The following is a 15,696-nucleotide window of genomic DNA, read 5'->3' as shown; positions in this document are numbered from 1 at the left end:
AACACTTAATTTGCCACTTTCAAAAACAGAAACAATCTCTCGTTTAAAATCTTCTGAATAATGCCGTACTTTTCGAACATTCTTTAAATTTGCTTTCATATAAATTGACTTTTGTGGTCAACCTATATCAGGGACGTACAGGTGTTCTAACACTTCAATCTCTTCTTTTTTTAGGGTTACATATCTCATAATGAGATAAATATACAAATTTAACTACATATAAACAATAAAATACGACATTATTTTATTCTGATTACTTAAATAGCAATTTTAGTCCAAATAATCATAAAAATTATTGCTATTAATGACCGTAAAAGTATGATTTGGATATTGATTGGCAAATGTTTTTGTTAATTTCGCTTTTGTTTTTGCATTCCATTTGATTTCAAATGTTCTCAATTGGCCATTTTTTTCAATGATTAAATCGATCTCTTGTTGTTCTTGAGAGCGCCAAAAATAAAATTTTTCAAAACGTTCATTGTATTCACTGGATTTTATTAACTCATTAATAACATAATTTTCAAATAAATTGCCTTTATCTTTTCTAGTTTCAAATGGGGAAAAGTCATTGATAATGGCATTTCGAATACCTAGATCATTAAAATATACTTTTTTCCCCTTTTTAATTTCAGTTCGTTGATTACTATGAAAAGAATTTAGTCTATAGATTACAAATGATTGCTCAAGCAAATGGATGTAATCTTCGACAGTTTCGCTCTTCAAACCAATCATTTTTCCTAATTCATTGTAATTTACTTCACTACCAATCTGCCATGCTAAAGCTTTAAGTAATTCTTGCATTTTTTCTGGTTTTCGAATACCTTTAAATAATAAAACATCTTTGTATAAATAGCTATCCGATACTAATCTCAATATTTTTTCAGGATTGTTTTTGGTGGTTACTATTTCGGGATAATATCCAAAAACCAAGCGATGAGGAAGCATTCTGATTTCTTCTAAAAGGCCAATTTCATTTTTCATTTCAATGAATGAAATCGGAAACAATTTATGCTCAAATTTTCTTCCCGTTAAGGGCTCATTGAGCTGATTTCTTAATTCGAAAGCACTAGAACCTGTGGCAATTACTTGAATTTCAGGCAAATGATCTGTAATTAACTTTAATTTACTACCAATATCAGGAATTTTTTGTGCTTCGTCTATTACCACAAATGTATTGTCTCCAAAAAAAGATTTCAAACGTGTGGCATTAGCATTTTCAAAAATCAAAGACACATCAGGATTTTCTGCATCTAGCCATAAAACATGAGATTGATTTTGAAGCAAATTCTTTAACAAAGTACTTTTGCCAACCTGTCTAGCCCCAAGTATAACTATCGCTTTTTTTTGAAAAAACTCTTCTTGAATCGTTTTTATAATGGTTCTAGCAATCATTTTTTATTTCAAAAATACCTAATTTTTCCATTACGATAGAAAAAAAAGTAGTTTATTTTCTATCGTAATGGAAAAATAAAGGTTTTTATTGTGCTTTAGGTAACACGTCCGCAATTTTTCGATCATTACTCAATCGCGGAATTTTATTTTGTCCGCCCAATTTCCCGATGGATTTCATGTAGTCTTGGAAACCGTTTTTGGCGACTTTGGTGATGACTACTTTTCTCAAAACGTTGCCTACAATCAAATCATCATAATAGATATTTTGCTTGCGCATGGCTTGGTCTATGGCTTCTGCAAAAGCTTCTAAATCCTCTGGTTTTATCGAAGCCTCGGAATCAAATTCAATAAACCATTCGTGATAAGGCAATCCCTCTTTTGGCGTGATTTGCGGCGCCACCGTAAATTCATTGATGCGAATATTAGTGTTTTGAATCGCTTCTTGCAGCGCACTTTCTACCTCTTTGCCAATCACGTGTTCCCCAAAAGCAGAAATGTAATGTTTGATTCTACCCGAAACAATAACGCGATAAGGTTTCAATGAAGTAAATTGTACTGTATCACCAATATTGTAACCCCAAAGTCCCGCATTGGTAGAAATAATCAGTACATAATTTACGCCCAATTCGACTTCGCCTATGGTATAACGCTTTGGACTCTCGGTAAAAAATTCCTCACTTTTAATGAACTCATAAAAAATTCCTGAATTCAAAAGCAACAACATTCCTTTTTCTTTTTGAGAATCTTGGTAGGCGAAAAAGCCTTCGGAAGCAGGAAAAAGTTCGATACTATCTACTTTTCTACCAATTAAATTCTCGAATTTGGCGCGATAAGGTTCAAAATTAACACCTCCATAAATGAAAAGATTGAAGTTTTGAAACAATTCTCCAACTGGCTTTTGCCCCTTTTGTTGCAATTTTTCGAAATACATTTGCACCCAAGACGGAATTCCAGAAATCACGCGCATGTCTTCTTTGAAAGTTTCTTCTACAATAGCATTCACTTTGGTTTCCCAATCTTCGATGCAATTGGTTTCCCAAGAGGGCATTCTGTTTTTTTGCAAATAACTCGGAACAAAATGAGCGGCTATGCCCGATAATCTTCCTAATTTGATACCGTTTTTCTCGGTTAAAATTGGACTTCCTTGCAAGAAAATCATTTTCCCATCTACAAAATCAGCATTGCCCGTTTCATGAATATAATGCAAAATGGCGTTTCGAGAGGCTTGAATATGTGTCGGCATCGACTCTTTGGTTAGCGGAATGTACTTAGCACCTGATGTCGTTCCCGAAGTTTTGGCAAAATAAATTGGTTTGCCTTTCCAAAGTACATTTTCCTCTCCATTCACCACACGGTCTACATACGGTTTTAATCCTTCGTAATCTCTGATGGGAACATTTTGAACAAAATCGGCATGCGATTGTATTTGTTCAAAATGATGGTCTTTTCCAAATTGAGTGCTCTTGGCTTCTTTTATTAATTGTTTAAAAACAACCTCTTGTGTGGCAACGGGATGCTGTGCCCATTCTTGTGTCTTTCGAACTATTTTCTTCGCAAATAATTTTGCTGCAATGGCTTTTATTGACATTTATTTTGAATTTAAAACAAGCTATTTTTGATCGTTTTTACTTTTTCTTTTTGTGGGATACAAGCCCGTTAGAGGTCTTCTTTTCCTCTTCGGCAACTTCGTTTCTTAAACTTAATTCTTCTTCCGAGGCTTTGAGTGCTTCAGGAGGAATCGTTGTTTGCGTTTGTGCCAAAATAGAATCTTTATTGAAGGTGACATGTTCTAATTTACCCGTGAGTACTTTTTGGATGGCTTTGAGGTAGGCCTCGTTTTTCTCTAACGCCTGACTCAACGAATCGGTCTTTAATGCCAGAATTGTAGCTTCTTTTTTTAATTGTGAAGATGAATACCCAGGAATATATTCGCGCAACGGGGTAAAAGCAATGAGTACGGTAGTCATAGTGATTAAAAAAATAACGCCCAAAGTTCCCGCTACAAATACATTCAAAAGACTCAATTTGATTGAAAACAATTCCTCAAAGGTTTCTTCATTGATTAGAATCAACCGTTTTTTCATGAATGCGACTTGCTTAAGATGATTCGGTAACAAACGATTTTTAAACATAACTCTTTTTTATTTGGACAAATATAACGATTAATGGTTGTTTGCCTAAAGCACCTTTACCGTAATTATGGTGTTGACAATCCAAATTTATCAATATTTAACGCGAATGCGAATAAATTATTCCTTCAAAATCAAAACAGATTAAGGAATTCTATATACATTTGCAGCATTAATTAGTACAAATTTGCTTCGGCAATAAAAAATACAATCATGGGAAGATTTGGAGTTACAGAAATCCTAGTTATACTAGCTGTTGTTTTATTACTTTTTGGAGGTAAAAAAATTCCAGAATTAATGAAAGGTTTAGGAAGCGGCATTAAAGAATTCAAAAACGCCGCCAAAGACGACCAACCAGCTACTTCGAAAAAAGAAGAAGAAACAAAAGAATAAGCTTTTCAAAAGTAAAAAAACAAATTCCAAACTCCTTACTATTTCGTGAGGAGTTTGGAATTTTTGTTTTGATAACGAATGTTTTGGTTGTTGTTTTTCTAAATAAGAGCTTCATGAATAAAAAATTGACCTTCAAACAATTCTGATTTTTAAAAAATAAAGACTGAATTCGAATGACTATGGATTTGTAACTAAAGAAGTCTCTGCGGAATTTGGGTTCATTTTGTCCAAAGAAAATGTAGAATTGATATTTTTGTTTAATATTTTCTTTATTTAGAATTATTGGAATTGTAAAAATGCTATATTCGTAAAAATAAAAGTATAGTTTAGCCCCAACAATGCCTAGTTAATGACTACAAACGACTATTATCCTGGTTTACATAAGCTTGTAACACTCGAAGTACAAGATAATGCTAAACTGACTACAAGTGAAAATTTTATCCAATTTTCTGAAAATTTAATTACACAATACCAACTAGAAAAAGTGGGGATTAGTGAACATATTTTCGAAAACAATAGTTTTACCATAGCCATTTGTTTAAAAGAATCTCATATTTGCATTCATACATGGCCTGAATTCAATCAATTGACTTTGGATGTATATTTATGTAACTATTTGCAAGACAATACACAAAAAGTAAAAGACATTACACAAGAATATATCAGCTACTTTGAAGCAAAAATTCTAAAGGAATTCGAAATTAATAGATAATACATGACTGTCCCTTGTTATAATTGTAATACAACTACAACTCTTGAGGTAAATTTTGAAGTTGAAGTTTTTGCTTGCCCTGCTTGTAACTATGTCTATAAAAACAAAGAAGGTGCAGGTTTTTCGCTTTATATGAAGTCTCAACCCTGCTCCTTTGAGAATACATTTGAGATTGGCAAAACTGCCGTATTTGATAATGTTGACTATCAAGTAACTGGATTAGTGATCAAATCACACCAAGACTTTGAGTGGAGAGAATACATTTTACAATCAAAAAATGGCAACTTTTTATACCTCTCTGAATCTGATGGGCATTGGATTCTTCTAAACGAGATTACTTATGATACCAAAGTTGGCAATCATCCTTTAACAGTAGAGCATAACGAAATCACCTATGATCGTTACGATTATTATTATCCAAAACTAGTCGCCTCAAAAGGCTTTTTCGATTTTGATATTTACAAAAATGTTGAGCTTATAGAATATATTCATCCACCCTTCTTGCTTAGTTTTGAAAAAGTGGGCCATCAACAAACGGCTTTCTTGGGAAAACATATTTCAAATAGAGCGATAAAAAAAGCGTTTGCTACTACTTCTTTACCTTCAAAAAGAGGCATTGGTCAAGTACAACCCTTTCTTATAAATGTTAGAAATACGGCACTTATTTTTTGTGGAATTGCTTTTTTAATTTTGATTACTCATTGGTTCCTAAACAAAGATCGTGTCGAACAAAAGGTTCTCGATACCTCCATCGCATTTGATGAATATGCTAAAAAAGATTTTATCACGCCTTCTTTTGAATTAAAAGGAAGTTCGGCTCCATTGACCATTCAATTACAATCTAACGTAGATAATTCTTGGGCAAATGTACAAGTAGCATTGGTTAATGAAAAAAATGGTGACGAAGTTTATGCGAACAAGGATATAGAGTACTATCATGGCTATACCGATGGTGAAAATTGGACTGAAGGCGATACTTCTGAAGAATTTAATATTTGTGGAGTCGCTGCTGGTAAATACCATTTGACCATTACCCCAATGAAGGCAAAAGAAGATACTCAAAACCAAACAGTGCATATTCAAGCGAGTTGGTCTAGTCCTTCTACAAGAAATGTTTGGATGGTTTATATTTTTATGACCGTGTTTGTTGTAGCTATTTATTATTTAGAAAAGTCATTTGAACAAAAAAGATGGGAATAATCATTTTTAATACAATATGGAAAAAGTAAAAGAATTTGTGCAAACCAATCTTATTGCACTGCTCGTAGGAGGTTTATTTTATGCGCTTTTTGTGTATTACAATTGGCAAGGCAATAGCATTTGCGATTGCGAAACCACAGAGAACTATCGCCCTTCACAAGGCAATCGCTCAGTTAATCATTTTTATCACAAATAACTAAACAAAATACTATGGAAACTTTAACTATGAGACCTATTTTAGCATCTATCATCTTTTCGCTTATAGGTATTGCAATTTTATTGATCACCTATTTTATCATCGAAAAATTAACTCCCGAAAATACTTGGTCTCAAATTTCAAAGAATAATAATGTGGCTTTGGCAATTGTTTTTGGAGCCTTTATCATTGGAATTTCAATGATTATTAGTGCCGCAATTCATGGGTAAAAAGATTTTAAAATTTGAATATTTATTACTTTTTGCCGTATTCACCATTGCTACTTGTGGACTCGTTTACGAGCTAGTTGCGGGTACTTTGGCCAGTTATTTATTGGGCGATTCGGTAAAACAATTCTCGTTTATCATTGGAGTTTATCTTTTTTCAATGGGAATTGGCTCCTACTTTTCAAAATTTTTGACCAAAAATCTGCTCAATACTTTTGTCGAAATTGAAATTTTGGTTGGATTAATTGGAGGGTTGAGCTCCGTGGTTTTGTTTTTGCTTTTTGAAAGTATTAATTCCTTTCAATTTATACTTTACTTTCTTGTATTTGTAACAGGTTGTTTAGTAGGATTAGAAATTCCACTCTTGATGAATATTCTGAAAGACAAAGTCGAATTTAAAGATTTAGTCTCAAACGTTTTTACTTTTGATTACATTGGAGCTTTATTGGCTTCCATATTATTTCCATTGGTTTTAGTGCCAAAACTAGGCATTATGGGTACTTCCTTGTTCTTCGGAATGATCAATGTATCTATTGCAATTGCCCTATGTTACTTACTCAAAAATGAGTTGAAAAAAGTGCATTTAGTCCGAAGCAAAGCCATACTTTCCTTTGTAATTTTATTAGCTGTTTTTATATTCTCTGATAAAATTTTGTCCTACTCAGAAGGGAAACTCTATGGTGAAAATATTGTGTATACCAACACTACTCCTTATCAAAGAATTGTTTTAACGCACAACAAAAGTGACTATCGCCTGTACCTAAACAATAACTTACAGTTTAGCTCGACCGATGAATACCGCTACCACGAAGCACTGGTGCATCCCGCATTGTCAATGGCAAAAAGCGTGTCCAATATTTTAGTTTTAGGTGGTGGTGATGGCCTTGCCGTTAGAGAAATTTTGAAATACAAAGAGGTGCAAAAAGTAACTCTTGTGGATTTGGATGAAGGAATGACCAAAATGTTTAAAACCAATACCATCTTAAGCGGTTTTAATGCTAATTCGCTCAACAATCCAAAAGTGAAGGTGTTTAATAAAGATGCCTACATTTGGGCAAAAAATTGCCAAGAAAAATTTGATGTGGTCATCATTGATTTTCCAGATCCATCCAATTACAGTCTAGGAAAATTGTATTCGCTTAATTTTTATGCCACGGTTCAAAACCTTTTAAACCAAGATGCAGTGGTGGTTATTCAAACTACTTCGCCTTATTTTGCACCCAAATCATTTTGGTGTATTAATAAAACGGTACTGCAAGTTTTTCCTCAAATTGATGCTTATCATGCGTATGTTCCATCGTTTGGAGAATGGGGTTTTACCATCGCAATTAATGGTTTTGGAACTACATTTAATACTGTTAACCGAAAAGTAGATACCTTGCGTTTTTATAATTATCAATTTGATAAATTCAATTATTTTTCTCAGGATATGATTTCAAAAGACATCGAAATCAATCGATTAGATAACCAAATTTTAGTACGCTATTTCGATGAAGAATGGGGAAAATTACAATAATTCAAGAAGAAACTTTCTAAAAATAATAACCACTTCGCTACTCGCTATTCCTTTATTCGAAGCGTGTAAAGAAAAAGTGGTTACTCTTTTGATTCGATTATCAGGAGCCAATCATATTTTGGGGCATCGTCTTCGAGTAAAAAATTTTCCTAAACCAACAAAAGAAATTGCCGTTCCTTATTTGATTGTGGGTGGCGGAATTTCAGGATTGAGTGCGGCTAGACAACTGACCAAAAGAGGAATTACTGATTTTTTAATGGTCGAATTGGAAGATCATTTAGGTGGCAATTCATCCAATGGCGAGAACAACTATTCTAAATATCCACTAGGCGCCCATTATTTGCCTTTACCAAATTTCGAGGACAAAGCCTTATTGCAATTTTTAGAAGAAGAAAAAATCATCGTAGGGTATGATTCCAAAGGGTTTCCAAAATTCGATGAAACCCAACTCACTTTTGCCCCAGAAGAACGCTTGTTTTATAGAAATAATTGGCAAGAAGGAGTCGTTCCAAAAGCAGGAAACACTCCTTCTGAAGATCAAGAATTTATCCGTTTTGTCAAATTAATGGATGCCTTTAGATCCCAAAAAGATGAGGAAGGAAAGTACTGGTTCACGATACCTCTTGCTGAATCCTCTCAAAATAAAGAGGTAAAAGCATTGGATGCTATGACTATGGAACAATGGTTCGAGAGTCAAAATTTTACAGCAAAACCTCTTTTTAATTATATTGATTATTGTTGTAAAGATGATTTTGGTTTAGGAATAGCCTACGTTTCAGCTTATGCAGGCATTCATTATTTTGTCGCAAGAAAACAAAATGCTTCCGAAGACCGTCAAGATTCAGTGCTTACTTGGCCTGAAGGAAACTCAAGATTAGCCAATCACTTGAAAAAATATGTAAAAGGAAAATCATTAAAAAACCACTTGGTTTTCGAAATTGAAAATGATACCCAAAAAGCAGTTGCCAAAGTTTTTGATAATGAAACTAAAACAACCATTGCAATAACTGCAAATAAGATGATACTAGCAACGCCTCAGTTTGTAAATCAATACCTGTTGAAAGACCGAAAAGATTTGGCTTCACATTTTCATTACACTCCTTGGTTATTGGCTACTTTAGTTGTGTCTGAAATAAACGATAACGGAAGCTTTCCTTTGTGTTGGGATAATGTAATTTATGGTTCAAAAGGTTTGGGATATGTCTACGACCAACATCAATCCCTTCAACAACTTCAGGATAAAAAAGTAATCACTTATTATTACAGTTTCTCTAGTGCCGATTTGAAAAAAACACGCAGAGAAGTGTATAAAAAGACCAAAGAATATTGGAAACAAATGGTTTTTGATGATTTAAAAATAGCCCATCCCAATATTGAATCTCTAACTGAAAGTATCGAAGTTCATTTATTAGGTCACGGAATGATTAGTCCTGTTCCCAATTTTATCTTTAGTGATGCCAGAAAAGAAGCTGCAAAACCTATCGCCAATACGCTGTTTTTTGCTCATAGTGATGTATCGGGTATCTCTATTTTTGAAGAAGCCTTTCATCAAGGAATTAACACAGTAAATACAATGCTCGATGCAACAACCTTGGATTCATAAAGCCAAAACAGATAGTATATTTATCTTATCGCCTTCCTTTTTGGTGGTTGCTATTGTATTTCTATTTCAAAAACAGCTGCAACAAATGGAAACTAAGTATTCGTTTTATACTTGGCTCTTTCTGATTGTTTTTATAGATGTTGCACACGTTTATGCTACTTTATTTAAAACCTACTTTGTTGCAAGCGAATTTCAGAAAAGAAAAAAATTATTAGTCGGTTTGCCTATTGTATGCTTTTTAATTGGAATCGTTTTATTTTCTTTTGGAAGTAAAGTCTTTTGGTCTGTAATGGCATATATAGCTGTTTTTCATTTCATCAGACAACAATATGGCTTTATGCGTTTATATGCACGAAATGAATCTAAAAAATGGGCTTGGATTGACAACTTAATAATTTATACCGCAACAATTTACCCAATGTTGTATTGGTTTTTATCATCCCCAAGGGAATTTAATTGGTTTGTAGAAAACGAATTCTTGCATTTCGAAAGTCCTTTCTTAATTATGGTTTTGAGCTGGATTTACGGTTGTATTCTTCTTTTTTATGTAGTCCGAACAAGTTACTTTGGCGTTAAGAATAATTATATCAATATTCCAAAAAATGCAATACTACTAGGAACCATTTTGTCTTGGTTTTTTGGAATCGTTTATTTTAATAACGATTTGATTTTTACTTTGCTTAATGTCGTTTCTCACGGCATTCCATACATAGCACTTATTTATCTGAATGAAATCGATAAAAAACCATCCAAAGAATTGCATTCGTTATACTATTTCAAACATTTTAAAGGCCTTTTACTCTTCTTATTCGTTTTGCTTTTGATTGCTTTTTCTGAAGAATATCTTTGGGAAATTTTAGTTTGGAAGGAACAATTGTCAGGTACAACAGAAGATTTTTCAAATTGGTATTTCTTAATTGTACCCTTACTAACCGTACCACAATTTACTCATTATCTCTTGGATGGATTTATTTGGAAGAAAAGCAACAGCTCAAAAAGCGAATAATTTTTTTTTGTAAACCTAAACTTCATTGGATATAGTCTTCAAATAGAAAAAGTGCTGTTTTTTATAAACTTCTATTTCTTAAACTGAATCGATTAACAACATACTTTACTTGCTTCAAAGAAAACTTTAAGTTTTACCCCAACCCTCAATCTTAAAAGAAAAAAGGGTACTATCTCGGATGAAATAGTACTCTACATTTAAATTTGTTCCGAATCGTTATTCAAATGATGAATGATTTCGGCTATGAGTCCCGTCCATCCTGTTTGATGATTGGCGCCCAATCCTTTTCCGGTATCGCCGTCAAAATATTCAAAAAACAAATGATTCGAATTAAAGTTGGGGTCTTTTTGAAACTTTTCATAAGGCCCATACATCGGTATAAATTGCTCTTTATTAGGGACAAAAAGTGAGAGTAAACGATTCGCAACGCCATCAGCTGCATCTTTTATATTCATCATTATTCCTGAATGCGTTGGGAATTCTACTTTGTAATCATTTCCGTAATAGTTAAAGAACTTCTCGAGTGAGTCCAAAATCAAATAGTTCATTGGGAACCAAATTGGGCCACGCCAATTGGAATTTCCTCCAAACATATCTCCGGTAGCTTCGGCAGGTGTATAATCTACTTGAACGGTTCCTCCATCATAGGTAAATCGATAAGGATGCTCTTTATGATATTTAGACAAGGAACGAATACCAAAATCAGACAAAAATTCCGATTCATCGAACATCCGTTTCATAATCATCTTCATTCTATGCCCACGAAGAATAGACAATAACTTGCTCTCTCCTTTTCCGGGATTGTACCAACTTGAAACCAAAGCTGCCAAATCTGGTCGGTTAGAAATAACCCATTCCACCCTACGCTTGAAATCTGGCAATTGGTCTAATAATTCTGGGGTTAAAACTTCAACAGCAAAAAGCGGAATCAATCCCACCATCGAACGCACTTTAAGCAATTCGGCTTCGCCATTTTCCTTATGCAACATATCATAATAGAACTGATCGTCTTCGTCCCAAAGATTCAATTTGTCTCCACCAATGGCTTGCATAGCGCCTGCAATATGCAAAAAGTGCTCAAAAAACTTAGAAGCCATATCTTGATACACCGGATTTTCAATCGCAATTTCGCAGGCAATTCGCAACATATTTAGACTATACATTGCCATCCAACCCGTTCCATCGGCTTGTTCTAAGTGACCGCCAGTAGGTAAAGCCGCCGAACGGTCGAAAACACCAATATTATCCATTCCAAGGAATCCGCCTCCAAAAATATTATTCCCTCCTTCGTCTTTCAGGTTGACCCACCAAGTGAAATTGAGTAATAATTTATGGAAAATGCGTTCTAAGAAAACGCGGTCGCCTTTACCACCATTCATTTCTTTATCAATTTCATACACTTTCCAGGCCGCCCAAGCGTGTACAGGAGGATTCACATCCGAGAACGACCATTCGTAAGCAGGAATTTGTCCGTTGGGATGCATATAATATTCTCTCAAAATCACCGATAATTGTCGTTTGGCAAAATCAGGATCCAATCGTGCCAAAGGCAAAGTATGAAAGGCCAAATCCCAAGCGGCAAACCAAGGATATTCCCATTTATCGGGCATGGATAAAATATTGGAAGCATACAAATGTTTCCAAGTATTATTTCTTCCTTTGCTTCTATTCGTATCTGGTTTAGGCATCGAAGGATCGCCTTTAATCCACTCATAAACATTGTAATAATACCATTGTTTGGTCCACAACATTCCAGCATAGGCTTGACGTTGTACCGATTTCAAATGCTCCTCTTTGATGTTTTTTTGCAAACGATCATAAAACAAATCGGCTTCCTTAAGACGTTGCGCATAAATAGCGTCAAAATCTTCAAAAGGTGCTGTTGGCGTTTGATTGGTAAAACGCAATCGGATTACTTTTTTTCCTTTGGCAGGAATAAATTGTTCATATTTTGCTGCAGCTTTAGTTCCAATCTTATTCGGATTTACGGTGTCTTTTTGAGCATTGATTATATAATCGTTGATGCCGTCTTTGGTATATTTTGTTAAGTTCTCAGATTGATACAAACGTTGAAAATTGGTTTCGTTTTCACAAAAAAGCAGTTCATCTGCATTTTCTGCATACAACGTATAATGTCCAACCAAACGATGATTCACTTGAATTACAGATTTACCGTTGCCCACCAAAGAAGGTTTGTGCTTGTAATTTTCGTAGCCCCAGCACCAAGTATTTCGAAACCAAATAGTAGGTAAAACCGTAATTGGAGCCGCCACATCCGATTGATTTTCGATTGTAATTTGAATCAAAATATCCTGCTCATCCGCTTTGGCATATTCAATGCTAATATCAAAATAAGCGTCTTTATCAAAAATGCCCGTATCCAAAAGTTCGTACTCGGGTTGCTGACGATTGCGCTTTTTGGATTCTTTGACTAATTTTTCATATGGAAATGCCGCCTGTGGATACTTGTACAGCATTTTTTGGTAAGAATGCGTTGGCGTCGCGTCTTGGTAATAATAAATTTCTTTGACATCTTCTCCATGATTGGATTCGTTTCCAGTGAGTCCAAAAAATCGCTCTTTAAGAATTTTATCATTGTGATTCCAAAAAGCCAAAGCAAAACAAATGTGCTGTTTATTGTCTGAAATTCCTCCTATTCCTTCTTCTCCCCATCGATACGCTTTAGAACGCGCCATATCGTGAGTAATACTATTCCAAGCATCTCCATTGGCAGAATAATCTTCTCTAACAGTTCCCCATTGTCTTTCGGTTAAATAGGGACCCCATTTTTTCCAGCCTTTATTGTCTTTTCTTTCGAGTAATCGGGCTCTTTCTGCGTCTATCTCTGTCATAGCTCTATTTGTTTTTGTATTTTGCAATTTATTGAAATAAGGTTAAAAAAAGTGGAAAAAATCCATAAAAATCCTGAATCAATTCTTCCAGATTAACTGTTTTTCAGAGTGTACAATGCTAAATCTCTAAATTTTGGTCTTTTGAAAGGTTTTCAGAGAAACGAACCATACCTTTTGAATGCCTTAATTGTAAAATTTTAGCCAATGATGATAGGAAAGCGAGCAAACTTTGCGAACTTTGCGATTCAGAAATTACTACAATGGCAAAAATATTAACGGGAGTACAGAGTACAGGAACTCCACATTTGGGCAATTTATTAGGCGCAATTATACCCGCAATTGCATTATCGAATGATCCAAAAAATGAATCATTCCTTTTCATCGCCGATTTACATTCGATTACACAAATCAAAAATGGCGAAACCTTAAGAAACAATACTTACAGTACTGCAGCAGCTTGGCTAGCTTGTGGATTAGACGTAAACAAAGTTACCTTTTACAGACAATCCGATGTACCTCAAACAGCAGAATTGTCTTGGTACTTGAGCTGTTTTTTCCCCTTTCAACGTTTGACTTTAGCGCATTCTTTCAAAGACAAATCCGATCGTTTAGACGATGTCAATGCTGGATTGTTTTCGTATCCAATGTTGATGGCTGCGGATATTTTATTGTATGACGCCGAATTTGTGCCTGTAGGAAAAGACCAGTTACAACACCTCGAAATCACTCGTGATGTCGCTTCTCGTTTCAATCACCAAATGGGAGAGACTTTCGTATTACCCGAAGCCAAAATACAAGAAGACAGTATGTTGATTCCTGGTACCAATGGCGGAAAAATGAGTAAATCGGCCAATAACGTTATCAATATTTTCTTGGATGACAAAGCATTGCGCAAGCAAATTATGAGCATCGAAACCGACAGTACTCCATTGGAAGATCCAAAAAATCCTGATACTTGTAACGCTTTTGCTATCTACAAATTATTGGCCAATGAAGACCAAATTACCACGATGAGAGCCAATTATTTGGGAGGTAATTATGGCTACGGTCACGCCAAACAAGCCTTGTTTGAACTAATTGTAGAAAAATTCAAAACCGAAAGAGACCGTTACAATTATTACATCAATAACCTGACAGAAGTAGACGCCTTATTGAAACAAGGTGCCGAAAAAGCAGCAACTATCGCCAATGGTGTTTTGGATCGCGTACGCTTGAAATTAGGTTTCGAGTCGTTACAGTAAACGTTACTACGAATAAATTATAAAAAGGAATATTCCGATTGGGGTATTCCTTTTTTGTTTCAAATACGTTGTGAAAGTAAGCCCAAACCTTAAGCTGATTTCGTTACTTAACTTCTTTTCCATATAAAAAAAACAAGCAGCACATTTCAATAATTAGCTACAAATAAACTAGTGCTACACTTCTCAATAGACCAAATTAATGTAAATTCAGTCAACTAACTGACGGATTTAATGTAAATTCGGTCAGTTTATTGACTGAATTTACATTTTTTGAGTATATTTGTATCTAAATTTTAAAATTTCAGGCTATGGATTTTTTAGAAAGAGGCATAGATGCATTGTTTGCCAAAAGAGTATTACCCAACAAAGTACTTATTTTATTAGGTGCAAGGCGTGTAGGCAAAACAGCATTTATCAAAAATTATCTTTCACAGCTCCCAAAACAAGAATATTTACAATTGAACGGCGAAGATATTGAGGATGCAAATTTGTTGAAAGAGCGTTCCGTAAGCAATTACCGCCGACTTCTTGCAAACACGGAATTATTAGTTATTGACGAAGCGCAAAACATCCCAGACATTGGTTTGATTCTAAAATTAATTGTGGATTCTATTGAGGGTATTAAAATCATTGCCACAGGATCATCGGTTTTTGATTTGTCTAATAAATTAGGAGAACCTTTGGTGGGAAGAAAAAATACGATTTATTTATTTTCACTAGCTCAGATGGAATTTTCCAACTATGAAAACTTCAAGGAAACCACTCAAAAATTGGAAGAACGATTGCTTTTTGGCTCCTATCCTGAACTTGAACAATACCCAGATTGGAACGACAAAATCAACTACTTGAAAGAAATACTCAATTCCTATTTATTGAAGGATATTTTGGTGTATGAAGGTATCAAACATTCTAACAAAATTTTAGAGGTTTTAAAACTGATTGCCTTTCAAGTAGGACAAGAAGTTTCACTGCAAGAATTAGCCAGACAATTAGGTATTTCTAAAAATACGGTAGAAAGTTATTTAGACTTACTTTCCAAGGTGTTTGTTATTTATAAAGTACCTGGTTTTAGCAGAAATTTGCGTAAAGAAATTACCAAATCCAATAGGTGGTATTTTTATGATAATGGAATTCGCAATGCTATTATTTCCAATTTTAATCGATTAGACAATCGCACCGATGTTGGTGCATTATGGGAAAATTATTTGGCTTCGGAACGTATAAAACAC

The 15,696-nt window shown here is 34.4% G+C and carries 14 protein-coding genes; 10 read left to right on the top strand and 4 right to left on the bottom strand.

The annotated features are described in order from the left end of the window. Window positions 1-270: 270 nt before the first annotated feature. The 3 genes from O9307_RS03300 to O9307_RS03290 all read right to left on the bottom strand — a co-directional run bounded on the left by O9307_RS03300 (window position 271) and on the right by O9307_RS03290 (window position 3,476). Entirely contained in the window at window positions 271-1,392 is a 1,122-nt protein-coding gene (locus O9307_RS03300) for an ATP-binding protein (RefSeq protein WP_298295304.1), read from the bottom strand. An 85-nt stretch (window positions 1,393-1,477) separates the two neighbouring features. Beyond that, window positions 1,478-2,980 (bottom strand): GH3 auxin-responsive promoter family protein, encoded by a 1,503-nt coding sequence (locus tag O9307_RS03295; protein WP_298295302.1) that lies wholly within the window; start codon window positions 2,978-2,980, stop codon window positions 1,478-1,480. Between the two features lie 37 nt (window positions 2,981-3,017). Further along, a complete protein-coding gene (locus tag O9307_RS03290) occupies window positions 3,018-3,476 on the bottom strand; it encodes a peptidase (protein WP_298295300.1) in 459 nt (152 codons plus the stop codon). 258 nt (window positions 3,477-3,734) lie between these two features. Between O9307_RS03290 and tatA the strand changes: the two genes are divergently transcribed. From tatA to O9307_RS03250, 8 genes are all read left to right on the top strand, one after another. Further along, window positions 3,735-3,914: a twin-arginine translocase TatA/TatE family subunit gene (gene tatA, locus O9307_RS03285; protein WP_298295298.1), complete on the top strand. Its 180-nt coding sequence runs from the start codon at window positions 3,735-3,737 to the stop codon at window positions 3,912-3,914. Window positions 3,915-4,263: 349 nt separating this feature from the next. Continuing rightward, on the top strand, window positions 4,264-4,626 hold the full coding sequence (locus O9307_RS03280) for an S-adenosylmethionine decarboxylase (RefSeq protein WP_024980512.1): 363 nt from the start codon (window positions 4,264-4,266) through the stop codon (window positions 4,624-4,626). A gap of 3 nt (window positions 4,627-4,629) precedes the next feature. Next, complete coding sequence (locus tag O9307_RS03275; RefSeq protein WP_298295293.1) at window positions 4,630-5,826, top strand: DUF4178 domain-containing protein; 1,197 nt, start codon at window positions 4,630-4,632, stop codon at window positions 5,824-5,826. 16 nt (window positions 5,827-5,842) lie between these two features. Then, window positions 5,843-6,022: a hypothetical protein gene (locus tag O9307_RS03270; RefSeq protein WP_298295291.1), complete on the top strand. Its 180-nt coding sequence runs from the start codon at window positions 5,843-5,845 to the stop codon at window positions 6,020-6,022. Between the two features lie 14 nt (window positions 6,023-6,036). Continuing rightward, on the top strand, window positions 6,037-6,252 hold the full coding sequence (locus O9307_RS03265; protein ID WP_298295289.1) for a DUF350 domain-containing protein: 216 nt from the start codon (window positions 6,037-6,039) through the stop codon (window positions 6,250-6,252). Further along, window positions 6,245-7,765: a polyamine aminopropyltransferase gene (locus tag O9307_RS03260; RefSeq protein WP_298295287.1), complete on the top strand. Its 1,521-nt coding sequence runs from the start codon at window positions 6,245-6,247 to the stop codon at window positions 7,763-7,765. The genes O9307_RS03265 and O9307_RS03260 overlap by 8 nt, the downstream gene beginning before the upstream one ends. Then, a complete protein-coding gene (locus tag O9307_RS03255) occupies window positions 7,740-9,368 on the top strand; it encodes an NAD(P)/FAD-dependent oxidoreductase (protein WP_298295285.1) in 1,629 nt (542 codons plus the stop codon). Before O9307_RS03260 ends, O9307_RS03255 begins: the two co-directional genes overlap by 26 nt. Next, window positions 9,346-10,374: a hypothetical protein gene (locus O9307_RS03250; protein ID WP_298295283.1), complete on the top strand. Its 1,029-nt coding sequence runs from the start codon at window positions 9,346-9,348 to the stop codon at window positions 10,372-10,374. Before O9307_RS03255 ends, O9307_RS03250 begins: the two co-directional genes overlap by 23 nt. A gap of 197 nt (window positions 10,375-10,571) precedes the next feature. Here O9307_RS03250 and O9307_RS03245 read toward each other — a convergent pair whose 3' ends face one another. Further along, complete coding sequence (locus O9307_RS03245; RefSeq protein ID WP_298295281.1) at window positions 10,572-13,226, bottom strand: glucosidase; 2,655 nt, start codon at window positions 13,224-13,226, stop codon at window positions 10,572-10,574. A 260-nt stretch (window positions 13,227-13,486) separates the two neighbouring features. Between O9307_RS03245 and trpS the strand changes: the two genes are divergently transcribed. Next, window positions 13,487-14,467, top strand: coding sequence for a tryptophan--tRNA ligase (trpS, locus tag O9307_RS03240; RefSeq protein WP_298295280.1), 981 nt, complete (start codon window positions 13,487-13,489; stop codon window positions 14,465-14,467). A gap of 308 nt (window positions 14,468-14,775) precedes the next feature. Continuing rightward, a partial coding sequence (locus O9307_RS03235) for an AAA family ATPase (RefSeq protein ID WP_298295278.1) occupies window positions 14,776-15,696 on the top strand: 921 nt, incomplete at its 3' end.

The sequence above is a fragment of the Flavobacterium sp. genome (genome assembly GCF_027531905.1).
Classification (GTDB): domain Bacteria; phylum Bacteroidota; class Bacteroidia; order Flavobacteriales; family Flavobacteriaceae; genus Flavobacterium.
The sequence above is the reverse complement of the archived record's forward strand: the minus strand, read 5'-3'. Positions and strand labels throughout refer to the sequence as shown.